General features: G+C 69.5%; 23 protein-coding genes and 1 pseudogene. 15 read left to right on the top strand and 9 right to left on the bottom strand.

Annotated features, from left to right (window positions below; translation table 11 throughout):
* Positions 1-2: 2 nt before the first annotated feature.
* Positions 3-1,529, bottom strand: coding sequence for a S1 RNA-binding domain-containing protein (locus P8A18_RS00230; RefSeq protein WP_306050523.1), 1,527 nt, complete (start codon positions 1,527-1,529; stop codon positions 3-5).
* A 425-nt stretch (positions 1,530-1,954) separates the two neighbouring features.
* Between P8A18_RS00230 and P8A18_RS00225 the strand changes: the two are divergent.
* Both P8A18_RS00225 and P8A18_RS00220 read left to right on the top strand, forming a co-directional pair.
* Positions 1,955-2,191: pseudogene (locus tag P8A18_RS00225) on the top strand (TetR family transcriptional regulator); the annotation flags it as partial.
* 8 nt (positions 2,192-2,199) lie between these two features.
* Positions 2,200-2,637 (top strand): hypothetical protein, encoded by a 438-nt coding sequence (locus P8A18_RS00220; RefSeq protein ID WP_306050520.1) that lies wholly within the window; start codon positions 2,200-2,202, stop codon positions 2,635-2,637.
* A 214-nt stretch (positions 2,638-2,851) separates the two neighbouring features.
* Here the strand turns inward: P8A18_RS00220 and def are convergent, their stop codons facing one another.
* Complete coding sequence (def, locus tag P8A18_RS00215) at positions 2,852-3,514, bottom strand: peptide deformylase (protein ID WP_306050518.1); 663 nt, start codon at positions 3,512-3,514, stop codon at positions 2,852-2,854.
* Positions 3,515-3,624: 110 nt separating this feature from the next.
* Here def and P8A18_RS00210 point away from each other — a divergent pair, with 110 nt between their 5' ends.
* The 3 genes from P8A18_RS00210 to P8A18_RS00200 all read left to right on the top strand — a co-directional run bounded on the left by P8A18_RS00210 (position 3,625) and on the right by P8A18_RS00200 (position 6,000).
* Entirely contained in the window at positions 3,625-4,203 is a 579-nt protein-coding gene (locus P8A18_RS00210; protein ID WP_306050516.1) for a winged helix-turn-helix domain-containing protein, read from the top strand.
* A 139-nt stretch (positions 4,204-4,342) separates the two neighbouring features.
* Complete coding sequence (locus tag P8A18_RS00205) at positions 4,343-5,482, top strand: FAD-dependent monooxygenase (protein WP_371933623.1); 1,140 nt, start codon at positions 4,343-4,345, stop codon at positions 5,480-5,482.
* Between the two features lie 41 nt (positions 5,483-5,523).
* The gene (locus P8A18_RS00200) at positions 5,524-6,000 is read left to right on the top strand and encodes a MarR family winged helix-turn-helix transcriptional regulator (protein ID WP_306050511.1); all 477 of its coding nucleotides are present in this window, start codon (positions 5,524-5,526) and stop codon (positions 5,998-6,000) included.
* 457 nt (positions 6,001-6,457) lie between these two features.
* On the opposite strand, the gene P8A18_RS00195 is transcribed toward P8A18_RS00200, so the two are convergent.
* Genes P8A18_RS00195 through P8A18_RS00170 form a run of 6 tightly spaced genes read right to left on the bottom strand, consistent with a single transcriptional unit; the run spans position 6,458 to position 11,468 of the window.
* A complete protein-coding gene (locus tag P8A18_RS00195; protein ID WP_306050508.1) occupies positions 6,458-7,666 on the bottom strand; it encodes a DUF3500 domain-containing protein in 1,209 nt (402 codons plus the stop codon).
* 10 nt (positions 7,667-7,676) lie between these two features.
* Positions 7,677-8,063, bottom strand: coding sequence for a RidA family protein (locus P8A18_RS00190; protein WP_306050505.1), 387 nt, complete (start codon positions 8,061-8,063; stop codon positions 7,677-7,679).
* 6 nt (positions 8,064-8,069) lie between these two features.
* On the bottom strand, positions 8,070-8,921 hold the full coding sequence (locus P8A18_RS00185; RefSeq protein WP_306050502.1) for a fumarylacetoacetate hydrolase family protein: 852 nt from the start codon (positions 8,919-8,921) through the stop codon (positions 8,070-8,072).
* A complete protein-coding gene (locus P8A18_RS00180) occupies positions 8,918-9,388 on the bottom strand; it encodes a nuclear transport factor 2 family protein (RefSeq protein WP_306050499.1) in 471 nt (156 codons plus the stop codon). Before P8A18_RS00180 ends, P8A18_RS00185 begins: the two co-directional genes overlap by 4 nt.
* Positions 9,385-10,683, bottom strand: a complete 1,299-nt coding sequence (locus P8A18_RS00175) for an FAD-dependent monooxygenase (protein ID WP_306050497.1) — start codon at positions 10,681-10,683, stop codon at positions 9,385-9,387. The genes P8A18_RS00180 and P8A18_RS00175 overlap by 4 nt, the downstream gene beginning before the upstream one ends.
* A gap of 38 nt (positions 10,684-10,721) precedes the next feature.
* Complete coding sequence (locus P8A18_RS00170; RefSeq protein WP_306050495.1) at positions 10,722-11,468, bottom strand: dienelactone hydrolase family protein; 747 nt, start codon at positions 11,466-11,468, stop codon at positions 10,722-10,724.
* Between the two features lie 203 nt (positions 11,469-11,671).
* On the opposite strand from P8A18_RS00170, the gene P8A18_RS00165 reads away from it, so the two are divergent.
* The 5 genes from P8A18_RS00165 (at position 11,672) to P8A18_RS00145 (ending at position 17,934) form a co-directional block, all read left to right on the top strand.
* On the top strand, positions 11,672-12,703 hold the full coding sequence (locus P8A18_RS00165) for an ABC transporter permease (protein ID WP_306050492.1): 1,032 nt from the start codon (positions 11,672-11,674) through the stop codon (positions 12,701-12,703).
* 70 nt (positions 12,704-12,773) lie between these two features.
* Entirely contained in the window at positions 12,774-13,931 is a 1,158-nt protein-coding gene (locus P8A18_RS00160; RefSeq protein ID WP_306050489.1) for a sugar ABC transporter substrate-binding protein, read from the top strand.
* Positions 13,928-15,544 (top strand): sugar ABC transporter ATP-binding protein, encoded by a 1,617-nt coding sequence (locus P8A18_RS00155; protein WP_306050487.1) that lies wholly within the window; start codon positions 13,928-13,930, stop codon positions 15,542-15,544. The genes P8A18_RS00160 and P8A18_RS00155 overlap by 4 nt, the downstream gene beginning before the upstream one ends.
* Positions 15,541-16,587, top strand: coding sequence for an amidohydrolase family protein (locus P8A18_RS00150; protein WP_306050485.1), 1,047 nt, complete (start codon positions 15,541-15,543; stop codon positions 16,585-16,587). Before P8A18_RS00155 ends, P8A18_RS00150 begins: the two co-directional genes overlap by 4 nt.
* A 21-nt stretch (positions 16,588-16,608) precedes the next feature.
* The gene (locus tag P8A18_RS00145) at positions 16,609-17,934 is read left to right on the top strand and encodes a DUF3500 domain-containing protein (RefSeq protein WP_306050482.1); all 1,326 of its coding nucleotides are present in this window, start codon (positions 16,609-16,611) and stop codon (positions 17,932-17,934) included.
* A gap of 12 nt (positions 17,935-17,946) precedes the next feature.
* Here the strand turns inward: P8A18_RS00145 and P8A18_RS00140 are convergent, their stop codons facing one another.
* On the bottom strand, positions 17,947-18,606 hold the full coding sequence (locus P8A18_RS00140) for a GntR family transcriptional regulator (RefSeq protein ID WP_306050479.1): 660 nt from the start codon (positions 18,604-18,606) through the stop codon (positions 17,947-17,949).
* Between the two features lie 38 nt (positions 18,607-18,644).
* On the opposite strand from P8A18_RS00140, the gene P8A18_RS00135 reads away from it, so the two are divergent.
* From P8A18_RS00135 to P8A18_RS00115, 5 genes are read left to right on the top strand one after another with little or no spacing between them, the layout of a single operon-like run.
* Positions 18,645-19,442, top strand: a complete 798-nt coding sequence (locus P8A18_RS00135) for an RraA family protein (RefSeq protein WP_306050477.1) — start codon at positions 18,645-18,647, stop codon at positions 19,440-19,442.
* On the top strand, positions 19,439-20,149 hold the full coding sequence (locus P8A18_RS00130) for a GntR family transcriptional regulator (protein WP_306050476.1): 711 nt from the start codon (positions 19,439-19,441) through the stop codon (positions 20,147-20,149). Before P8A18_RS00135 ends, P8A18_RS00130 begins: the two co-directional genes overlap by 4 nt.
* Positions 20,150-20,151: 2 nt before the next feature.
* Positions 20,152-20,937, top strand: a complete 786-nt coding sequence (locus P8A18_RS00125) for an FAA hydrolase family protein (protein WP_306050474.1) — start codon at positions 20,152-20,154, stop codon at positions 20,935-20,937.
* On the top strand, positions 20,922-21,728 hold the full coding sequence (locus tag P8A18_RS00120; RefSeq protein WP_306050471.1) for an HpcH/HpaI aldolase family protein: 807 nt from the start codon (positions 20,922-20,924) through the stop codon (positions 21,726-21,728). The genes P8A18_RS00125 and P8A18_RS00120 overlap by 16 nt, the downstream gene beginning before the upstream one ends.
* 11 nt (positions 21,729-21,739) lie before the next feature.
* Complete coding sequence (locus P8A18_RS00115) at positions 21,740-22,582, top strand: siderophore-interacting protein (RefSeq protein ID WP_306050468.1); 843 nt, start codon at positions 21,740-21,742, stop codon at positions 22,580-22,582.
* The last annotated feature ends 883 nt before the right edge of the window (positions 22,583-23,465 follow it).

The raw sequence follows: 23,465 nt of genomic DNA, 5'->3' as shown, positions 1-23,465 counted from the left end.
CCTCATACCGATCCGTCCCCACTGCCGCCCTGACGCAGGGTGGTCCGGGCCTGGACCTGCGACAAGGCAATGCGGCGGCGCGCTATATCGACCCCAATGATCTTCACAGTGAGGGCGTCACCGACCTCGATGCCCTTCTCGGACGACTCATTCAGCTCGCTGTTGTGCACCAGCCCCTCGAAGCCGTCCTCCCGGTCTTCGACGCGGACGAAGACGCCGAACGGGACGATCCGGGTGACCGGCCCGGTGACCACCCGCCCGATTCGCTGTGCGATCCGCGGCCACGGGTCTTCCTGCAGCGCTCGGAGCGAAAGCGGCACTCGTTCCCGGACCATGTCGACGTCGAGTACCTCGGCTGTGATCTCCTGGCCGACGCTGACGACGTCGGACGGGTAGTTGATCGGATGCCAGGACAGTTCCGGAATGTTGATCATCGCGGTGAAGCCGCCGATGTCCACGAACGTGACGCCGAAGTCGGCGATGAGTGTGACCGTGCCGGTGACGACCTGGCCGCGCCGCAGGGTCTTCAGGAACGCCCAGTCCCGGTCGCTGGGCGTTGGTTCGGTCTGCCGGCGTGCACGGAGAACGCCGTCGCTGTCGGGCAGTACAGCGGTGAACAGCGGATGCCGCTCATCGGTGGCCAGGGATACGACGCCGGCGGCACGCGCGCCGGTGATCCGGGAGGCCGCTGCCTCGAATCGGGTCTCGTCCACGACCATGCTGGTGATCCACCCGTCCTCGTCCTCCCAGAGGATTTCCACCAGCCCCTCCTCGGGCAGAGAGTCCATGGCCGCGTCCACGCCGGTGAGCAGGTCCGGCCAGACGGCCAGTTGGGCGCGAGGGGCCAGCTGGGAGCGCACTGCCTCGATGTTGTCGCGGGTGAGGCGGTGCCAGCGGGAGGCGTTCCCGGCGTAGGTCTCCTCCAGGAACGTGGCGCGGTGGCTGCTGACCGTCCACCGCAGGCGTGCCCAGAAGTCGGCGTCGGCCGGGCGCTGTAGGTGATGTGGGTCATCGGGGGCGAAGTCGTACGGCGACGCGTGCAGGCGTTCCGGGAAGAGCCCGAGCGAGCGGGTGCGGGCCAGCGCCGCTTCGCAAGGGCGGCTGCTGCCGATGTAGAGGTACTGGTCCCAGCCGACGTGCACGGTGAATGCTCCCTCGGCCTCCAGCCGGCACCAGGCGCCGTGGTCGCGGAGCATGGCCCGGACGAGTTCCAGGCCGGCGGCCATTGGTACCAGGGCACCGTCGTGGAACCCGGTGAGGCCCGCAGGAAATACGTCGGCCAGGCCGTAGCCGTCGATCGGTGGCTCCAGGCCGAAGTGGGCGAATCCGCCGATCTCTGGCTCACGGACGGACAACTGCTCGACACCGGATTCTTCGGCGAAGGCGACGATGGCCTGGAGGTATGCGGTTTCGACCGGTCCGTGGTCACTGGTCGCAGGCTCGACGCCGGTGTACCGGCCGTGCTGATCGCGGTCGGCAGGATCGTACTTGGTGACCTGATAGACGTAGGGCAGCACGTCACCGCCCACCGAAGGCTGACGCTGCTGCTGGGGCCTCGACGGAGTTCGGCGGGAAAGCGGCTTCGACGTGCTCAGTGCGAACCCGGTACCGGGGCCCGTCCCCGTGGCCCGGTTGTGTGCTGTGGCTCATCGGGCGAGTGTGCCGGGCTGAACCGTCCGGCTCAACTGGGTTCCCTGGGCACCCTTCACGGCGGGATGTGGTTCATAGGTCGGGTTCGTACGTCGGGATGGTCCAGCGCGGTACTGCTTCGGTTGAATCGGTGGAGTAGACGTGGGCGTCGGCGGTGACCATCAGCCCGTTGCCGGGGCCTTACGACCACCCCGCACGCCTACGGGCGGGTGCCCCAGCCCCGAGGGCGCCGGCGCTCAACAGGCGTGCGCCGATGCCTGGTCCGGCCCGCTCGCAGGCTGGAGTCGATCGGTAAGGTGTTCGTATGACTACAGGGGTGGGCCGCAGAACGGGCGTCGAGGAGTGTCGTCGGCAGCTGACCGGCGTCGCGCTCGCCCCGCTCAGCCGCCGCTCGCCCGACAGGGTCCACACCGACGGGACAGCGTCGACCGCGGGCATCTCACGCCCACTGGTCCACCACCACTTCCCCGGCAAACTCAGCTCGTACGAGGCCGCGCCGAGGCGAACCGCGGATGATCCGACGGCCCGGTTCGTCACGCCGGTGACGCGGTGAGCGAAACGGGCGTGTGGGGCCTGGTCGTTGAGACGACCGTGGGCACCGGGGAGCGCAAGCACACGGAGGCCCAGGTGGTGGGTCACGTCACGGGGTCCCGGGAGGAGGCGCTCGCGGAGCTGGAGCGACAGGCGCGGCGCTACTCACCGACCCACCCCCTCAGCCCCAAGCGCCGTCGACTCCTGCGGGTCGGCGACGGATGCCTGCTCGTCGTGGACGGGGCCTGGCAGTCGTTCATCACCCGGTTCACGGTGGCGGAACTACTGGAGGACTCGGCGGCGCCGAAGGCCCCCGAACCCGTGGTCGAGGCGCCCCCGGAGCCCGTACCCGAGGCACCCCCGCCCGCTCCCGCACCGGCGGAGCGGGAGCCCGAGCTGGACGCGGACGGGGTGCCGGTACGGCCGGCCTGGCTGGGCCGCCGCGACCTGCCGTGAGGCCAACTCGCGTACGACGGGTCAGGTCGGGCCTCCGCCCAAGCCCCGCACTCCGTCTTCGCCACCCGGACGACCCGGCCAGCGGGTGCCGGCCTTCGAGCGGAGTGACCGGCCGCGCTGGAGAAGCCTCGCCGCACATTCTCCCTCTCCCTCGCCGCGCTCCACGAGGTCGCCGAGGAGCGGTAAGGCCGCCTCGCCGCTGCCGTCAAGCGTCTCATCGGCCCAGGCGGGTGGCCTTGATCGCGCGTCGGGCGAAGACGTCATCACGGAGGGCTTCCATCTGCCGCAACGCCTCCTTGCGGTCCCGCTTCGAGAGCCGGTCAAGATACGTGTGGCCGACGAGGTGATCGGTCTCATGCTGCAGACACCGGGCGAAGTAACCCGTCCCCTCGATGACGAGAGGGTTGCCGTCCTGGTCGAACCCACGAGTGACAGCGCGATCGGTGCGGGGGACCGCCATGGTGGCACCGGGCACGGACAGGCAGCCCTCGAATTCGTCGACAAGCCGCCGACTCCTCGGATCGGGCAGGTCCAGGACGGGGTTGATGATGTGACCGACATGCCGGATTCCATGGTCGTCCGGGCAGTCATACACGAACAGCCGCAGGTCGACGCCAACCTGGTTGGCGGCCAGACCGGCGCCGTCGGCGACGTGCATCGTCAGGAACATGTCGTCGATCAACGCCGACAACTCCGGAGTCCCGAACTCGGTCACCTCCCGGCACGGATGACTCAGTACCTCCTCGCCCACCACCGTGACCCTGCGAACTGAACCCCGTTCCGCCTCAGGCGGCAGAGCCGGATACGTGTCCACTGCGCGGCCCTGGACACGGACTCGTCTGTCGACGGCACGGGACCGCTCGTGACGAACAGACATGGCTGTCTCCCTTTTGCATACGCCACAAACGCCGCGGAGGTCACCGCGGCTGATGCCTTCGGCAGGACTGCTGCTTGCCAAGCGCTTTGCAAAGTAGCAGACTTTGCAAAGTGACTGAAGATGATGTCAACGCCCCTGATGACCAGGCAGCCGGCACGGGCCAGGAATTGCGCGAGCATGAGGTCCGCACCGCCTTGCTGGACCTGCTCGCCGAAGCAGGCGCGGTCACGGCGACCGAGGCCGCCTCTCAACTGGGCTACAGCTCCGGCCTCTGCTCATTCCATCTACGGCAACTCGCACGTCACGGATACATCGAAGAGGCCCCCCACAGCGGAGGCCGCGCACGTCCCTGGCGTTTGAGGCAGCAGGCCCCCGATGTCGACGGTCCCGTCGAAGAGCGGTTCGGCGACTTGGCCCGCGGGCTGGAGGACGAGAGCTGGCAGCGATGGCTGACTCAGCGAGACGAAGCGCCGTCCGAATGGCGCCTCGACGAAGCCTTCAGCGCTGTCGCCTACCTGACACCGGAAGAGGTGCACCGGGTCGCGAGCGTGATCCGACGGGCGCTCGCCCCCTACCAGGACCGCGAACAACGCACCCTGGCCCGGCCCGATGGCGCTCGACCGGTGGCCCTCATCACTCGACTGTTCCCACTGCTTCCCCCCACAGCGGACCACACGGACCAGGGCTGAGGAGCCGTCGTAGGCGCGGCACATCACCTAAATCCATCCGCCAGAACCATTGACCAACATATATATGACTTCGTATCTTTCCTTCTAGTGCACGCCACAGTGCACCCGACCGCGGGTTACACCGCGGAGCCGAAGGGAAATGGCTATGAGTCGAGGTTCGATCTTGATTGTCGGTGGTGGCATTGGTGGTCTGTCGACCGCTATTGCCGTCCAGAAGATGGGCTACGACACGACGGTTGTCGAGCTCCATTCCGACGTCCACTCGTCCGTCTACGGTGTCGGCATCATTCAGCCGATGAACGCTCTGCGCGCGCTCGACATGATCGGTGTCGCCCAGGACTGCGTCGCGGCCGGCTACCCGGCCAAGCGCTGGGGCGGGCTCTACTCGACCGACGGCACCTTCATCAAGGAGATGCCGGGCACGCCCGTCCCCGGTGTCGACCTGCCCCCGATGAACGGCCTCACCCGGCCCAAACTGCACGAGATCCTGACCTCGCACGCCGTCGCGGCGGGCGTGACCATCCGGTACTCGACCACCTTCACGGAGCTCAAGGACGACGGCGACGGTGTCGACGTCGGCTTCACCGATGGGTCCACCCGCCGCTTCGACATCGTCGTCGGTGCCGACGGCGTCTACTCCAGGACCCGCGGCCACGTCGTCGAGGGCGAGGTCGCGCCCTACTACATCGGACAGTCGGCCTACCGTGTCAACATCCCGCTCCTGCCCGAGATCGACAGCATCATCCTGCAGGCCGGCCCCGAGGGCATGGCCGGTCTCGTCCCGATCGGCAAGGACCTGGCCTACCTCTTCTACAACGCCCGCATGGAGAAGCAGGAGCCGGACTCGGGCCTGGACAGCAGCGAGAAGCTGCGCGAGTACCTCGCGCCGTTCGGCGGTTTCATGGGCCGCATCCGCGAAGAGTTCGTCACCGACGACTGCGACATCGTGCTGCGGCCGGAGGAGTCCCTGATTGTGGACGCCCCGTGGCACAAGGGCCGCATCGTCCTGATGGGCGACGCCGTCCACGCGATCACGCCGCACCTCGGCCAGGGAGCCGCTCAGGCGATCGAGGACGGCGTCGTGCTCGCCGACTGCCTCGCCGAGCATGACGACCTTGAGGAGGCCTTCGCGGAGTACACCGACCGCCGCTTCGAGCGCTGCAAGCTCGTCGTCGACACCTCGCTCGACATCGCGGAGTGGGAGATGGGACGCAAGCCGGGCTTCGACAACGTGGCCGCCACCGATCACGTCCTGGAGGTCATGGCTCAGCCCCTCTGAGCCGTACTCACACGCGAGGCGGGCCCATTAAGATAAGCGGGATGAGCCTTCCCTCTCGCCGACGCGAGTTGGCCGACGTCCTGCGTGAGCTCGGGTGGACCGTCCACCGACGGTCACCCGAGCGCGCGGGCGTCGGCCCGATCCCCACCACCGAACTGGCCCTGCTCAAGCAGGTCATCGACGCGCCGGGATCCACCGTCGGCGAGCTGGCCCAGGCGCTGGGGCTGCGCCAGCCCAACGTGAGCGCGGCGATCCGCGTCCTGGTCGGCCGCGGCTTCGTCGTCAAGGAGTCCAGTCCCGAGGATCGTCGCGTCACGCGGGTCAAGTCCACCGCAGCCGGGCGTGCGGAGCACGAGGCCATCGCGGAGAGCTGGGCGGCGCCGATCCGGGAGGCCCTGGACGGGCTCGGTCCTGAGCACCGGGCGGCGATTGAGCAGGCTACGGAGGCGCTGGCGGCTCTCCACGAACGCCTCCAGGTCCTTGAAACGGGCGGGTCGGAGATCGACGCCTCCGTCTAGGGCGTTCGGGGAGGGGTGCCCCTCCTGGCGGGCGCCTCTTTTGCTGCGGCCCGCCTCTGCCGGGCCCGTCCCCGGCGGCGGGCGGGGAAGTCCTCACGCCCTCGGTCCGATTACCGGCTCACGGCCCGGATCCTTTCCGGAATTCCGGCGCTCTCTTGCATATCGGCCGTCGTGGCGACGGCGAACAAAACCAGAGAATCCTTCTGGACGAGACGAATGTCCGCGCGGCCGAAAAGGCTCAGCCGTGAAATCTCGCGGGCGAGCCTTTTTGGTCGTCCGTAATTGCGGGAGCGGCACCCCGTCGTTGGACCGGGGCCCGGCCACTCACGGCTCTGCATTTCTCTGCCACGGGATTTCCCATCCGGGTTGCCCCCTGCGTGCGGTGCCCGCTCGTGCCTGACCGCCGAGCCGCCCTTGACCGGCCGCCCGGCGATCATCGACTTGTTCGACGCGTCGGTCAGTGCTTCACATAGACCTCCGGGACGTACCACCCCTCGGTTTCGAGCGGGGCGTCCTCGGCCGGCCGGTTCGACTCCAGCCGGCGTCGCAGGTGTCGGCCGTCCGGGCCGTGCCGCGCGTAGTGGTCGATCAGCAGGTCGTGACCGAGGTCGTTGTTGAGGTCACGCCAGACCGTGTGGACGTGCTGGCCCGCTGCGACCGCGTTGTCGGCCTCGATGAGCAGGTCACGCGTGGAGATCCGGTAGTAGTGGGCGGTGTTCGCCTCCCGTCCGCCCGCCCAGGCGAAACGGATGTCGCGCGGGTCGGCCGCCAGTACCTGCTCGCGGTACTGCCGGGCCAGCTCGTCGGGACCGGTCTCCACGTAGTAGAGGAGAAGGTCGCGGACCGCGTGGAGCTGATCACCGGTCAGGTCGGCGCCGCTGATGCCCGACGGGTCGGCCTTCACGAAGCGCAGGCGTTCGCGGTCCTCGTCGGTCGTCTCGTAGCCGGCGATCCCGAGGTCGACCCAGTCGGGCCATTCCTCGGCGCCGACGCGGGGCACCTGACGGGTCACGAAGTCGGCGGGCGCGACCTCGTGGATGACGGCCTGCTCCTGGGCGTCGGGGGACAGCGAACGCAGGATCGCCAGGGCCCGGCGCTCGTTCTCGCCGAGTGCGTCCAGCACACCCGCGCCGACCGGCTGCGCGCCCATCGCCAGCGGGGTGACGGTGAGGTAGCGCTGGGCGATGATCGTGTAGCTGAGTGAGAGATGGTGACCGATGACCCGCCAGCCCCACGTGTCCTCGAAGCCGGGCCGTCCCCAGAAGCTGAACCAGTAGCCCTCGGGGTCCCGGAAGTTGCCGGCCAGCACACCGAAGCCGCGCTCGATCACCTCCAGCTCGCGCAGCATGTTCTCCGTGGCCATCACGGACAGCGCCTGGCTGTAGCCGCGCATGCTGAGGCCGGCCTTGAGCAGAGAGTGCGCGATGACCTTCTGGTGCCGGTCGAGGGCGTGCAGCGGGATGCCGGCCCGGTCGGGCTTGGGGATGAAGTCCCAGTCCTCACGGCCCGGAGCGTCCATGTCGGGCACGACGGCCGCGGTCTTGAGATCGGGGCGCAGCGAGTCGAGCAGCGCCCAGGTGGCGAAGAGCATCCGCTTGATGGTGACGGGTGCCTCGTAGGTCACGGCGCCGGGGGAGGAGCCGCCGGGGGTGGGCAGATGAGTCATGGGTCCTTCCTCAGGTGCTGAGCACTGCGAGCAGGTCGCAGTGGACGACGGCGCCGCGGTCGAGCCGGGCCGCGATCGCCTGCCGGGCGGGGCGGCTGTCCGGGTCGGGGAACATCGCCAGCCACTCACGGTTGAGTGCCTCGCGGTCGCCGGGGTCGGCGAGGTGGAACGTCATCTTGAGGATGTCGTCCGTGGTACCGCCGAGTCCGGCCAGCAGGGTGCGCACGTGTGCGAAGACGTGTGCGAACTGCTGGTCGGCGTCGCGGGCCATCTCGCCGGTCACCGGGTCGCGGCCGGTGATGGCACCGGTCGCGACGAACGGGCCGATCCGGCTGGCGGCCGGGATCGGGTTGACGTGGCTGAACCCGGGCAGGCCGATGCTGGTGCGGGTGCTCATGGCTGCTCAGCCCTCGGCGATGACGCGGTTCTCGATGTGGCCGAGGCCCTCGATCTCCGCGCGGACGACGTCGCCGGTCTTGAGGAAGTCGCCCGTCGGCGCGCCGATGCCCGCCGGCGTGCCGGTGGCGAGGATGTCGCCGGGCATGAGGGTGAAGACCTGCGAGAGATAGGCGATCTGCTCGTAGATATCGTGGATCATGTCGTTCGTCGGCCAGTCCTGGCGGATCTCGCCGTTGACGGTGAGCGTCATCCGCAGGTTGTGCGGGTCGGCGATCTCGTCGTCGGTGGTCAGCCACGGGCCGATCGGGCCGTGGGTGTCGAACGACTTACCCAGCGTGAACGTCGGCGACTTCTTCTGCAGCCAGTCGCGGACCGACACGTCGTTGGCGACGAGGTACCCGGCGATGACCGAGCGGGCGTCCTCGACGGACACGTGCTTGCAGCGGCGGCCGATCACCACGCCGAGCTCGATCTCGTAGTCCAGCGCGTCGGACAGGCGGGGCTTCACAATGCCGTCGTAGGGGCCGGCGATGCAGGACACCTGTTTGTTGAACCACATCTGGTTCTCGGGGATCGGGATGCCCGCGGCACGCGCCTCCTCGGCGTGCTCCCTGTAGTTCATGCCGATGCCCAGGTACTTCTGCGGGGTGTCGATTGGGGCCTCCAGGGCCACGTCGGCCAGCGAGTGCGACGGGCCGTCGGCGGCGAGGACCGCCTGCTTCAGCGAGGGCAGCAGAGGCAGGATCGCCCGCAGCGACGTGTTCCCGACGACGTCAGAGATGTCGGTGACCCGGTCACCGTCGACACGGCCGAGCCGCGTCGGCCCCTCCGCGGTGTGGAAGCGTGCGATCTTCACTGCTGCTCCTCCTGAGCGATCCTGTCGAGGCCGGCCTTCTCCTCGGCGGTGGGGGCCCAGACGTGCTCGCCATCCGGGGTCATCTGGAAACTGACGAAGCGCCAGGCGCCGTCCTCGCATTGCCGCAGCACCTGGATCACCTGGCCGGCGACCGTGCGTTCGGAGCCGTCCGGGCTGCCGAGGCGGTTGATCAGACGGCCCGTCATGATCGCGACGCCGCCGATCACACGGATCGTCAGTTCGCCACGGGTCGCGCCCCTGTAGGGCGCGCGGGTGGCGATGTGTTCCAGGAGCTGGGCCTTCGTGTGGGTCAGGCCGGGCGCGTGGGTGTGGATCAGCGAGTCGTCGTACAGGTCGCGGAGCGTGTCGAGGTCGACCTCCAGGAGTGCCCGCCGGCGGCGTTCCTCCACGTCGAGGATCGCCGCGCTCGTGGCAGCGTCGGCGAGGACCACCGGGGCGACGGTCATGCCCTGGCTCCGTACTCGTCGAGGTCGTCGGTGCGGTAGCCGGTCGCCTCGCCGGCCTCGAATCCGGGCCGGGGTGAGCCGACCAGCGCGTGGTACTTGCTGAAGATCCCGTCGGCCTCCGCGAGCGGGAGAACCTCTTCGATGTCCTTGAAGCGCGTGCCCCGGGTGCGCTCGGCGACCATGCGCCGGATGACCTCGTAGCCCTCGCCGCGCATGTTCATCACGATCCGGTTGACGCCCTCGCGGCGGGCCGCGTCGTACGCGACGAAGGCCGCGTGCGGGTCGTCGGGGTGCTCGGCGAGCTTGTCCACGATGACGCGGGCGTCGAGCATCGCCTGGGTGATGCCGTTGCCGCCGCGCGGGTACATCGCGTGGGCGGCGTCGCCGAGCAGGACGACCCGGCCGTCGACCCAGTTGTCGAGCGGGTCGTGGCGGATCAACGGGAAGAGGTAGACCTCGCGGGCCTCGCGCATCATCCGCCGGACGTCGAGGAACGGCAGATCGACGGTGTCGAAGAGCGGAATGACCTCGCTGATGTCGCCGACCTGGTTCCAGTCCTCGATGGTCTCCTCGCCGTTGGTCTCGGCGACCCAGTTGACCAGTGTCTTGCCGGTGCCCTCGAAGTTGTCGGCGATGGGGTAGACGATCATCGAGGCGGTGTTGGGGTCGCCGATGTGCAGGATCGTGTGGCCGTTGCGGAAGGGCTCCATGACCGTGGTGCCGCGCCACATGGTGATGCCGGAAAAGTGCGGCTCGGAAAGGTTGGGGAACATCTGTCTGCGGATGGCGGACTTGATGCCGTCACAGGCGATGACCGCCGCGTGGCGCACCTGCTCCGTGCGGCCGTCGTCGTGCCGGAGGTCGAGCGTCACGCCCGTGTCGTCCTGCGCGTAGCCGGTGACACCGGCGCCCAGACGTATCGCGTCCGCGCCCAGCCGCTCCAGCGCGACCTTGTGGAACAGCATCTGGAGGGTGCCGCGGTGCACGAAGCGCTGTTCGTGCAGGTAGCCCATGTGCACGCCGCACTTCTCGGCGTAGATCTCCTGGCCGAAGTGGTTGTAGAAGATCGAGTCCTCCGCGTCGACGGAGATCGCGCGGAACTCCTCCAGCAGGCCGAGACCGTCGATCTCGGCTGTGCCGACGGTCTTGATGTCGACGCCGACGCCGAGCGGCTTCAGTTCGGGCACAACCTCGTAGACGACCGGGCGGAAGCCCTTCTGGTGCAAACGGAGCGCGGTGAGCAGGCCGGCCGGCCCGGCGCCGATGATCGCGATGTCGAGATCGCTGGTGGTCATGTCATTGTCCTCGTCTTGTGTGGGGTGTGGTCGCGTGGTCAGGACGCCGGAGCGGAGAGCTCGGCGAGGAAGCCGGTGGTGGCCGCCCAGGCCCGCGCGGCGCTGCGCGCGTTGTACGCGAACAGCTCGGGCTCGGGGGAGGCGGCGGCCTTGGGGCTGGTGAAGGCGTGCGTGGTGCCGCTGTAGACGTGGAACTGGTGGTCCAGCCCGGCGGAGCTCAGGTGCTCCTCCAGCCGGCTCCGCATGGCAGGCGTCGCCATCGGGTCGTCGGCGCCGGTCATCAGCAGCACGGAGCCCGATCCCGGAGTGCTCCAGTCCTGGCCGAGCAGGTCGAGCCCGGGGTGCACCGCGGCGACGCCGGCGACGGCCGCCCCGGTGCGCAGGTACTCGAGCGCCGAGGAGCCGCCGAAGCAGTATCCGAGGAGGGCCAGGGGACGGCCGGTGAACTCCGGATCCGTGTCGACTACCGCGTGGGCGGCGGCGACGCGCCCCAGCCACCGGTCGCGGTCCCGGGTCATGGAGCCGATCAGCGGTCCGATCTCGGTGACCGAGGACGGTGTGGCGCGTTCGCCCCACACGTCGGCCAGGAACACCGGATGTCCGGCCTCGGCGAGCAGTGTCGCGTTGCCGATCATCTCCTCGCCGAGGCCGAAGGCGTCGTGGATGAGCAGGACCCCGGCGGCGGAGGAGTCGCCGGCCGCTCCGCCCGGACAGGTGATGACCAGGCCCCGCATGCGGGTGCCTCTGTGCTGGTACTCGACGTCACGGACGACTGTCTGGGGCACGGGTCCCCTGCCTCTCTGCACACGGGTTGTGGCATGTGCCACAACGTGATCCGAAACCGTAGGCGAGATCGTGTACGATTTCAACCACGATTTGCGGCGTCCGTAGGTCTTGTGTTGTAGGCGATTCTGTATATGGTTTCGCACACGATCCTGAGTGTTCGGCACCACAGCCCGTACGTACCAGCCAGGGAGCGCCCGATCCCATGTCAGAGATGTCCACGGTCACCGGCGTGAAGTCGCCGTCCGTATCAACCCCCGCACCGGACGCCCCTGTGAAACACGGCGGCGGCTGGGCCTGGTTCGCCTCCCGCTTCGCCGTCATCGGCGTCTGGATCGCGCTCGCGGTCCTCTTCTCGGTCCTCCGCCCCGACACCTTCATGACGTCGGGCAGCCTCAAGGTGATCTTCGGCAGTCAGAACCAGTCGGCGCTCGTCTTCCTGACCGCCGCCCTGCTCTGCACGATCATCGTCGGCGAATTCGTCGACATGTCGATCGCCTCCAACTTCGGGCTCGCCGCCATCATGCTGACGATCCTCAACGTCAACCACGGGTGGAACGTGTGGGCGGCGGTGCTCGCCTCGCTCGCCCTGTCCACCGTGGTGGGCGCCGTGAACGGCTGGCTCGTGGTCAAGGTCGGCGTCAACACCATCGTGGTGACGCTCGGCATGGGCACCTTCCTCCTCGGCATCGCACTGTGGGTCTCCGACCTGATGCCGGTCAGCGGTCTTCCCACGGATTTCAAGGACATCGCGCTCCTGCCCGTCGCCGGCCTTCCCATCAGCTTCTTCTACGGGCTCGCGCTCATGCTCGGCCTGGCCTACGTCCTGCACTTCACGCCGCTGGGCCGCACCATGCGCTTCGTCGGTGAGAGCCGCGAGGTCAGCCGGCTGGCCGGTGTGCGCGTGACACGTCTGCGTATCGGGGCCTTCACGACCGCCGGCCTCATCGCCGGCGCCGGAGGGGTGCTCTCCGCGGCGGCCACCGGCGGCTTCGACCCCAACGTGTCGCAGAGCTACCTGCTGCCGATCTTCGCGGCGACCTTCCTCGGCACGGCGATCCTGCAGCCGGGGCGGTTCAACCCGATCGGTACCCTCATCGCCGTCTTCTTCCTGGCCACGGGCGTGCTCGGACTCCAGCTTTTGGGCGCGACCTCGTGGGTCACCAGCGTCTTCTACGGCGGCGTCCTCGTCGTCGCCGTCACCATCTCGACCGTGTTGCGCGGCCACTCGCGCTGATCACCCGCCGGTCACCCCTGGACCAGCAGCCCTGCCACCGCGTCAATCTCAGCAGACAACGGAGTTCGCCATGAGACCCGCACGTCACACCCGTCGCGCCCGCACCTGGCCCGCGGCCGCAGGCATCGCCCTCCTCGCCGGTTCCCTCGCCGCCTGCGGCGGTGACGCGGAGGACACCGCGTCCACCAGCAACGACGGCCCGGCCTCCGTCGCCAGCGGCAATCTGGCCACGGCGCTGAAGCCGCTGAACGCCTACCCCGTCCCGACGGAGAAGCTCGACAAGGCCGGCTCCATCGCCGGAAAGACGATTTTCTACGTCCCGATCACCAAGCAGGCGCCGCAGTTCACCACCACGGAGAAGACGCTCGCCGCCGCCGTCAAGGCCGCGGGCCTGCGCCTCCAGGTCTGCGACGGCAAGGGCACGCCGACCGAGATCGGCGGCTGTATCGGCCAGGCGACGGACGCCAAGGCCGCGGCCATCATCGCGGACGCCATCCCGTACGGCCTGGCGGCCAACGGCTTCGACGCCGCGCAGAAGGCCGGCATCCCGGTCGTCATCAGCAACCAGGTGCCCGACCCGGCCCACCCCGCCTCCAAGACGCTCACCTGGATTCCGGTCCCCGGGACCGAGCAGCAGACCCGCATCTTCGACTGGATCGCCGCGGACGCCAAGGGCAAGGCCAACATCCTGGTCAATCAGAGCTCCGACGGCCCGTCGCCCGCCGCATACGTCACCGGAGGCGAGGCCGCGCTGAAGAAGAGCTGCCCCGACTGCAAGCTGACGGTCAACAAGGTCACGTCCTCCAACTTCGCGCTCGTCCCCTCCTCGACCAGCGCCGCGCTGCTCAAGGACCCGAGCATCAACTACGTCGACGCGCAGTTCGAGCAGTACCTGCAGCCGACTCAGGGCGGCGTCCAGCAGACCTCGCGCACGGACATCAAGGTCGTCACCGGCTCCGCCTCCCTCGGCGGCCTGAAGGCCCTCAAGTCCGGTTCCCTGGCGGCCGCCACCGCCCAGGCCGCGGCCTTCCAGGGCTGGGTCGACACCGACGCGGCGCTGCGCCTGATCGTTGGTCAGCCGGTGCCGGAGTACAACATCCCGACCCGACTGTTCACGAAGGACAACATCGGCGACGTCAAGCTGACCGAGGAGGCCGAGCTCTCCGGCGAGTGGTTCGGCCCGGCCACCTACACGGACGACTTCAAGAAGCTGTGGGGCGTCGCGTGAGCGGGCTCGCCGGCCGGGCCCCGACGGAACGGACCGGTTCGCCGCAGGGCCCGCGGCTCGCCGTCGAGGGGGTCTCGATGACCTTCGGCAGCGCCACGGTCCTGCGCGACGTCGCCATGGATGTGCGTGCCGGGGAGATCCACGCCCTCATCGGGCAGAACGGGTCGGGCAAGTCCACCCTCGCCAAGATCCTCACCGGTCTCTACCGCCCCGACGCGGGCAGCCGGATCACGGTCGACGGCATCGGCCTGCGGCTCCCGGTCCGGCCCGACGAGTCCCGTGCCGCGGGGGTCGCGGTGGTGCACCAGAACCTCGGCCTGGTGCCGGACGCCACAGTGCTGGAGAACACCCGCCTCGGCAGGTTCAAGGGCTCGCGCTTCCTGCGCCGGATCGACTGGAAGGCCGAGGCCGAGGCGACGCGGGCCGTCTTCCAACGGCTCGGCCCGCACCGGATTCCGCTCGACAGCAAGGTCTCGGATCTGCACGAGGACGAGAAGGCGGTCGTCGCGATCGCCCGTGCCGTGCAGGACCTCGAAGACGGCCGCGGAGTCATCATCTTCGACGAGTCGACGCGTGCCCTCGGCCGTGAGTCGCTCGAGCGGTTCTACACCCTGCTCGACCGCATCGTCGCGACCGGCACCGCCGCTCTCCTCATCACGCACCGCCTGGAAGAGGTCGTGGAGGCCGCCGACCGGGTCACCGTGCTCCGCGACGGCGAGATTGTCGTGGCCGGCAAGGACGTCGAGGGCATGACGAAGTCCGACCTCGCCCACCTCATGCTCGGGCGTGAGGTCGAAGGCCTCGAACACCGCACGGCGGTCGGCGCCGCGAACGACGACGTCTCCGTCGTGGTCGACGGCCTCACGGGACCTACCGTGCGCGAGTTCTCCCTGCGCATCCGGCCCGGCGAGGTCGTCGGCGTCACGGGCCTCAGCGGGGCCGGCCACGAGGACGTCCCGTACCTGATCAGCGGTGTCAGCGAGGCGGACGGCGGCACCATGACCCTGCCCACGGGGCCGGTCGCCCTCAAGGGCCTGTCGCCGGCCTCGGCGATCAGGAGCGGAATCGCGCTCGTCCCGGAGGGCCGCGAGTCGGCCGGACTCGTCGGCGCGATGACCGTGACGGAGAACATCTCGTTCCCGCAGACCTGCACCGCGACCGCCTCGGGCAGGGTGCGGCCACTGCGCAGCGGAGCCGAGAAGCAGCTGGCGGCCGACTGGATCGAGCGACTCGACGTACGCCCCCCGTGGCCGCACGCCGTGCTCGACAACATGAGCGGGGGCAACCAGCAGAAGGTGCTCCTGGCCAAGTGGCTCGCCACCGATCCGACGCTGCTGGTGCTCCACGAGCCCACCCAGGCCGTCGACGTGGGCGCGCGCAAGACCATCGTCGAGGCGGTCCGCGGGGCCGCTCGCGAGGGCCGCGCCGTTCTCGTCGCCAGCTCCGACGAGAACGAGCTCGCGCTGCTGTGCGATCGCGTACTCGTCTTCAGCAACGGTGCCGTCGGGCGTGAGCTCACGGGTGAGTTCACCCCGCACGACATCGTCGAAAGCATCTACACCGACAGCTCGCGCACCAAGCTGCGCGAGCGCAGCACACAAGGAGTGTCATGACCGTCGTCGACATCAACATCCACCACCTGCCCGAGGACCTGTTCACGAACGAGAAGATCCTCAACGGCTTCCTCAACAGCGCTCCGCGCGGCTTCGGCGAGATCGCCCGTGTCATCACCATGGAGGACGGCAAGAAGCAGCTGGTTCTGGAGAAGCCGAAGGGCTACGCCAACCTCAACTACGTCGAGGGCGACTACTCGACCGAGGCGAAGCTGAAGGCCATGGACGACGCGGGTGTCGACTACGGCATCATGCGCGTCCCGGTCTGGCAGGAGTGGCTCGGCCTTGAGACCTGCAAGGCCGTCAACGACAACGCCGCCAAGATCGTCGCCGAGTCCAACGGCCGGCTGTTCTCGACCGCCTGCCTCCCGCCGTGGGGCGGCAAGGAGAACATCTACGAGCTGGAGCGCTGCCTCGACAACGGAGCCGTGGGCGTCCAGCTCGCCTGCCACTACGGCCAGCTCTACCTCGACGACGAGGCGTTCAAGCCCTACCTCAAGGTGCTCAACGACAAGAAGGTCCCGGTCATCGTCCACCACACGCCGCTCCCGGTGGAGTGGAAGTCGGTCATCGAGTACCAGAACTTCCGTCGTGAGTACGGCCGCATCATGGACCAGGGCATCGCGGTCGGGCGCGAGCTGTTCAGCGGCATGTTCGAGGAGTTCCCCGACCTGAAGTTCATCCACACGATGCTCGGCGGCAACTGGTTCGCGGCCACGGACCTGCTCACCCCGCACGCACCCAAGGCCGGCGAGGCGATGCAGCGCCTGTCGACGACCGGCGGCGACAAGATCAAGCAGTACTTGGAGAACAACATCTTCTTCGACCTCACCCACCCGCACTCCTGGGGCAAGATCCAGGTCGAGGCGGCACTGAAGATCAACGGCGCCGACCACTACATGTTCGGCTCCTCGTTCCCCGTCTTCCGCTCCTGGATGAGCCAGGGCGTCGAATTCGTCCGGAACGAGCTTGAGATCAGCGACGCCGACCGCGAGGCCGTCTTCCACGGCAACGCGAAGAAGATGTTCAACCTCCCGATCTGACACCCGAGCAGAGTGAGACCGATGAGCGCCCTACCTGACGAGGACATCGACGGCTTCTTCACGACCTCCCGCACGACGGGCCGTGAGGAGGCGGTCGAGCTCACCGACGACAGCTATCGCACCTTCCTGCTCGACCTCGACGACCCCAAGCTCGCCGAGGTCCGCGGGATGACCTATGAGGAGTTCGCCCAGAACCGCTACCAGGCGCCCTTCCTGCGCGACCTCCTCACGTACTGGGACGGCCTCTACCGTGAGCCGTTCGTCGGGATCACCTCCGACGGCGCGGTGCGCGAAGGGCTCTACGCCCTGAGCTCCGCCGCGCCGTCGGACACCGGGGGCGGGCCCGCCGAGGCCGCCGACCGTTTCCTCGGGATGCTCACCCCCGGTGAGCTGGACGCGGTCCGCTACGACATCGACGCGCCGCAGTGGCGGGCGTGGAGCAACCCCGAGTTCATGGTCTACCGCGTGGGATTGAGGATGGAGGTGCTCACCGACGACAAGAAGGCGGCGATCCACGGCGTCCTCCGCGCGTCCCTCAGCCCCGAGGGCTACGCCCGGGTCGAGGGCGCGATGGAGCTCAACGGCCGGCTCGGCGACCTGGTCGGCCTGCCCACGGTCATGAACCGGCACAGTTACTGGTTCTCCGTCTTCGGCGACCCGGCGGCGGGCGCGGCGGGTGAGCCGTGGGGCTGGCAGCTCTTCGGCCACCACGTGGCCCTGAACTTCGTCTCCGTGGGGGGCCGGCACGTCATCGCTCCGGTGTTCCTCGGCGCCGAGCCCGCGCTCATGGACGACACAGCCGGCCACCATGAGCCGCTGTTCGCGGAGCGGGAGCGGCTCGCCCTCGAATTGGCGGGCTCCCTCACGGCCGCCCAGCGCGACCGGGCCGTCGTCTTCGAGTCCGTACTCGACCCGGCGATGCCGGAGGGACGGCTGCACCCCGCCGACGAGCGGCACGTCGCGGGCGCGTTCCGCGACAACCGGGTGATCCCGTACGAGGGGATCCCGGCGGACGAACTCGACGAAGCGCAGCGCGACCTGCTCCGCCGTGTCGTCGCCGACTTCCTGCGTCTGCTGGTCGAGGGGCAGCGCGAACTCGCCCTGGCGGAGTACGACGCGCACCTCGACGAGACGTGGTTCTCCTGGTACGGCGCGACGGACGGCTCCCAGCCGTTCTACTTCCGGGTGCACAGCCCGGTACTGATCGCGGAGTTCGACGACCACGCCGGGGTGTGGCTGAGCAACAAGCTGCCCGCGCGGTTCCACGCGCACACCACGCTCCGGCACCCCAACGGCAACGACTACGCCAAGGCGCTCATCGCCCGGTGGCGCGAGCGGGGCGAGTGAGCCGTGCCGCTTTCAGAACTGCTGGTCGGGCAGGGTGGCCTCGTACGTCGTGACCGCCTCGATGGTGTTGATCTCGTGCTGCTTCGCGGCCGCCTCAACGGCCTCGGCCGACGCGCCGGCCTCGATGAGGTGGAGGATGCCCTCGTGCTCGGCGATGGCGGCCTGGGCGCGACCGGGGGCGTACCAGAAGGCCGACTTGCGGACGATTTCGAGCCGGGCCCATTCGTTGTCGACCATGTCGACGAGACGGCGGTCGGGGCAGCGGCACGCGAGCAGCCGATGGAACTCCCGGTTGAGCCGGCCGAAGCGGGCCGGGTCGAAGGCGGCGAGCGCCTCCTTCATCTGCCGGTCCAGTGTATGGGCCGCCGTCAGGTCGGCCTCGGTCAGATGGGGCGCCGACAGCGCCGTCGCGTAGCCGCCGAGGCGCGCCACGATCTGCAGACCCTGCTGCCACGCGTCGGTGTCGAACGTCGCCACCAACGCGCCGACGTTGGGCACGATCTCCACCCAGCCCTCGGCCTGGAGCCGGCGCAGGGACTCGCGCCACGGCACCGAGCTGATGCCGTGCTCGCGCACCAACTGGTCGATGACCAGGCGGTGCCCCGGCCCATAAGTACCGTTCATGATCCGTTCCTTGAGGATCATGAATGCCTGTTCGGTCTTGGTCGCCATGCAGCAGATCCAACCACAATTCCGTACACGATATTGAAGTGAGCCCTTCCTTGAACACCACACCCGCCTCCCCCCTCACCCCAGCACTACGGGCGAAACTCGCGTCGGTGCCGGTGGCCGGACTCTCGGCCCAGCTGCGCCGCCGGGGCCTTGAAGGCGTGTTCATCGACGGCGTCCGTCCTCTCGTGGCGGGACAGAAGTTCGTCGGCACCGCCCGGACGCTGCGTTTCGTTCCCTTCCGCGAGGACCTCTTCCGCAGCCACGGAGGGGGCTACAACGCGCAGAAACGCACCTTCGACTCCGTGGCGGAGGGAGAGGTCCTCGTCATCGAGGCACGCGGCGAGAGAGGATCGGCCACGCTCGGTGACGTCCTCGCCATCCGCGCCCATGCCCGCGGCGCCGCCGCCGTCGTGACCGACGGCGGCGTGCGCGACGCCGAAGCCGTCGCCGCCGTCGGCATCCCCGTCTTCACCGCGGGGCCACACCCCGCCGTGCTCGGCCGCAAGCACGTTCCCTGGGACGCCGACCTCACCATCGCGTGCGGTGGTGCCACCGTGCAGCCCGGCGACATCCTCGTCGGCGACACCGACGGGGTCGTCGTGATCCCGCCGGAAATGGCGGAGGCGGTCGCCGACGCCGCCATCGCCCAAGAGGAGGAGGACGGCTGGATCGCCGGAAAGGTCGCCGAGGGACACCCCGTCGAGGGGCTCTTCCCGATGAACGCCGAATGGCGGGCGACGTACGAGGCCGAGCACTCCGCCCGGCCGGAGACGGCGCCGCCGGACGCGGCGTCCGCGGGCAGGGCGCCGTCGGACACGGCGCGGACCGACTCGTGACCCGGACCCGGCCGGCACCGGCCGCGAGCAAGTCACGGGTCGCCTACGAGTGGATCCGGGAGCGGATCACGTCCGGGGCGTTCGGCCCCGGCTACCGCCTCGTCCTGACGACGCTCGCCGGCCAGCTCGGCATGAGCGTGGTGCCGGTCCGCGAGGCCATCAGCCACCTCACGGCCGAGGGCCTGGTGACCTTCGAGCCCAACGTGGGCGCGAGCGTCTCCATGGCCGACCCGGACCGCTACATCCACGCGGTTGAGGTCATCACCGTGCTGGAGAGCGCGGCGACGGCGCTCTCGACTCCCCACCTCACCCGGCGGGACATGGCGCAAGCCCGGAAACTCAACGCGGCCATGCGCACCGCGCTCGGCCAATTCGACTTCCGGCGCTTCACCGCGCTCAACCAGGAGTTCCACCACACCCTCTACTCCAGGTGCCCCAACCCCCGGCTGCTGGACCTGGTCGACGGGGAGTGGTCCCGGCTGGGCCACATGCGCGACTCGATCTTCGGGCTCGTCCCCCACCGCCCCAAGGAATCGGTGTGCGAGCACGACGAACTGCTCGACCTCATCGAGGGCGACGGGACGCCCGACCGGGTCGAACAGGCGGTACGCCTGCACCGCACACGCTCCCTCGACGCCTTCCGCACCCACCAGCCCGACGGCGCACACAGCCCGCACCACGACGACCGCGCCGGCCAAGGAGCCTGACGATGCTTCCCGACAAGACCCGTGCCGACCTCGCCGCCGAGATCGAGCGGGCACACACCGAACGCACCGTGCTGCCGCGCATCACCGCCCGGCATCCCGAGGCGACGGTGGAGGACTCGTACGCCATCCAAGGGCTCTGGCGCGACCGGCGCATCGAGGCCGGCCGCCGCCTCGTCGGCCGCAAGATCGGTCTGACGTCCAGGGCGATGCAGGCGGCGACGGGCATCTCCGAGCCGGACTACGGCGTCATGTTCGACGACACAGTCTGGGACAACAGCGCCGTCGTCCCGTTCGACGCGTTCTCCAACGTCCGCATCGAAGTCGAACTAGCCTTCCTGCTCAAGGCACCGCTGAAGGGCCCGCACTGCACCGTCTTCGACGTGCTCCGGGCGACGGAGTACGTCATCCCCGCGCTGGAGATCCTCAACTCACACTTCGAACTCGCGGGACGCACGATCGTCGACACCATCGCGGACAACGCCGCCTACGGCGGCATGGTGCTCGGCGGCAACCCCGTCGCACCCCACGCGGTCGACCTGCGCTGGATCTCCGCGCTGCTCTACCGCAACGAGACGATCGAGGAGACCGGCGTCGCCGCCGGTGTGCTCAACCACCCCGCCACGGGCGTGGCGTGGCTCGCCAACAAACTCCACCAGCACGGCACCGGCCTCGACGCCGGCGAACTGATCCTCGCCGGGTCCTTCACCCGGCCGATGTGGATCTCTCGCGGCGACTCGGTGCTCTGCGACTACGGAACGATGGGAACGATCTCGTGCGCCTTCCGGTGAACCTTCCGCCGAACTTCCGCGATGCGCTCGCCGCCTCCGACCGCCCCCTGGCCGGCATGTGGGTGTGCAGCGGCAGCCCGCTCGTCGCCGAGATCTGCGCGGGCGGCGGCCTCGACTGGCTGCTGATCGACATGGAGCACGGGCCCAACCAATTGGAGTCGGTGCTCGCGCAGCTCCAGGCGGTCGCCGCCTACCCGGTCAGCCCACTCGTCCGCGCGCCGGGCCTGCTGCCGGTCATGATCAAGCAGATCCTCGACCTCGGGGCCCAGAACATCCTGATTCCCATGATCGACACCCCGGAGCAGGCGGAGACGGCCGTGCGGGCGGTGCGCTACCCGCCACGCGGCAACCGCGGGGTCGGCTCGGCCCTCGCCCGCTCGGCCCGCTGGAACCGCGTCGACGACTACCTGGCCAACGCGGACGAACACGTCTCGCTGTTCGTCCAGATCGAGTCGGTCACCAGCGCCGAGAACGCTGCCGCGATCGCCGCGGTCGACGGCATCGACGGTGTCTTCGTCGGCCCGTCCGACCTCGCCGCGTCAATGGGTCTGCTCGGCAAGCAGACCCACCCCGAGGTGGTGTCCGCGGTCGAGCGCACCTTCGACGCGGTCCGCAGCGCCGGCAAGCCCGTCGGCGTCAATGCCTTCGACCCAGCCGTCGCGTCGGCCTACCTCGAACACGGTGCGTCGTTCGTCCTGGTCGGCGCCGACGTCGCGATGCTCGCCCGAGGCTCCGAAGCCTTGGCCGAGCAGTTCACCGGCGCGCCCGCCCCGGGCCGCGCAGGCAAGTGAAGGAGCACTCCTTGTCCCTTTCCCCGGACTCAGGCCGCCCCGGTGGCCAAAGGCCTCCCCGAGGCGAAGCCCGTCCCGGTGGCCCGCGCCGCCGTCCGCCGCGCCAGGTCGAGGTCGTCGACGTCCGGCCGCTGACCCCGCGCATGCTGTCGGTGGTGTTCGCGGGCGAGTCCCTCGCCGGATTCGCCGAGCCCGCCCCGACGGCGCACATCAAGCTCTTCCTGCCGGACGCCGACGGCAACGTCGCGCGGCCGGTGGCCGGCCCGGACGGCCACCTCGCATGGCCCGACGGCCGACCGGTGATGCGGACGTACACGCCCCGACGCTTCGACGCCCAGGCCCGCACCCTTGAGGTCTGGTTCGTTCTGCACGGCGACGGGCCGGCCGCGCGGTGGGCCGCGCAGGCCGAGCCCGGCAGCCGAGCCGCCATCGGCGGCCCGGGCGGCGGCTTCTGCGTCGACCCGGCGGCGGCCTCCTGGTGGATCGGCGGCGACGAGAGCGCCCTGCCCGCCATCGCCACCCTGCTCGAAGCGCTGCCGGACGATGTCACCGGGCAGGTGCACCTGGAAGCGGCCGGCCCCGAGGACCGCATCGGCCTGCCGGCACCCGCTGGTGTCGTAGTGACCTGGCACGACCGTGCAGGCGAGCCGGGCGCCGCCCTTGTCGACACCTGCCACCGGGCCGACCTCGCGGACGACACGCACATCTGGATCGCCTGCGAGGCATCGGCGGTCCGCAAGGCCCGCTCCTACCTCCTCGGCGAGCGGATGCTGCCGCGCCCGCAGGTGACCACGCGCGGCTACTGGCGCGTGGGCGAGGCCAACCACCCCGACCACGACTTCGGCGAGGACTGACGGACGCGCCCCTCGTGGGCCGACACGTGGAGCCGTCCGGCCCCGCCCGGCCATCCGGCGACCGTGCGTCCTGGAAGCGAGGCCCGCATGGGGGAGGAGGCACGGGGTGACGATGAGGGGGCGGCCGAGGCGGGTTCCTTCCAGTCGGCCACGGCGTCCTGGAGGCGGTCCAGCCGTTCGTACAGGACCACGTAGCGTACGGTCCGGGCCCCGAGAAGGCCGCTGTGGACAGTCGTCAGCCTGGCCCATCACGTATTCGGCCTCAGCGAACAGGCGCCGGCCGTAGTCCTCGGGCAGCGCGACGGCGAGCGCCCGGACCGAGGAACTCCGGTCAGAGACCGATCGCCACGTGGTCGGACGGCACGTGATGTCCAACGGAGTTCCGCGCTGCTTGTGCAGGAGCTTCCTGCATCCGTCGCTGGTCAGCCTTGGCGAGCACCCCGGGCACCGCGAGCACCCCGGGCACCCCGGGCACCCCGAGCACCGCGGACGATCCGGTCGATGACGGCTGCGGCCTGCCTGCTGCGGATTGTCCTTCAGCCACCTGCCGAGGTGGTCCTGGACGGCCTGTCCGGCGCAGGCGCGTACGCCGGCGTTGCCCGGCAAACCGCGCCTGGAGCCCTAGAACTCGGGACGGTCCAGCTACACCGAAACGACCCCAGTCAGGCTCCCGCCGATCCGATCGGCGTCGAAGCCGGGGCCCGCGGCTGTCAGCAGCCCGGCAGGGCATCGAGCCCGGGACCGCCCCCGCCCCCGCCCTGTCGTCGGCGACACAGACGCCGCCGTCGGGCGTGAGAGTGACACCGACAGACGGGGAACAGCCGTCCAGAACCTCATTCACCGCCCGGCCCGCGGCCGGCCTTGTAGTGCGGGGTCGGGTCAC

The sequence above is a fragment of the Streptomyces sp. Mut1 genome (assembly GCF_030719295.1).
Lineage (GTDB): Bacteria > Actinomycetota > Actinomycetes > Streptomycetales > Streptomycetaceae > Streptomyces > Streptomyces castrisilvae.
Note: the sequence above shows the minus strand (reverse complement) of the source record. Positions and strands in the feature narration are given on the sequence as shown.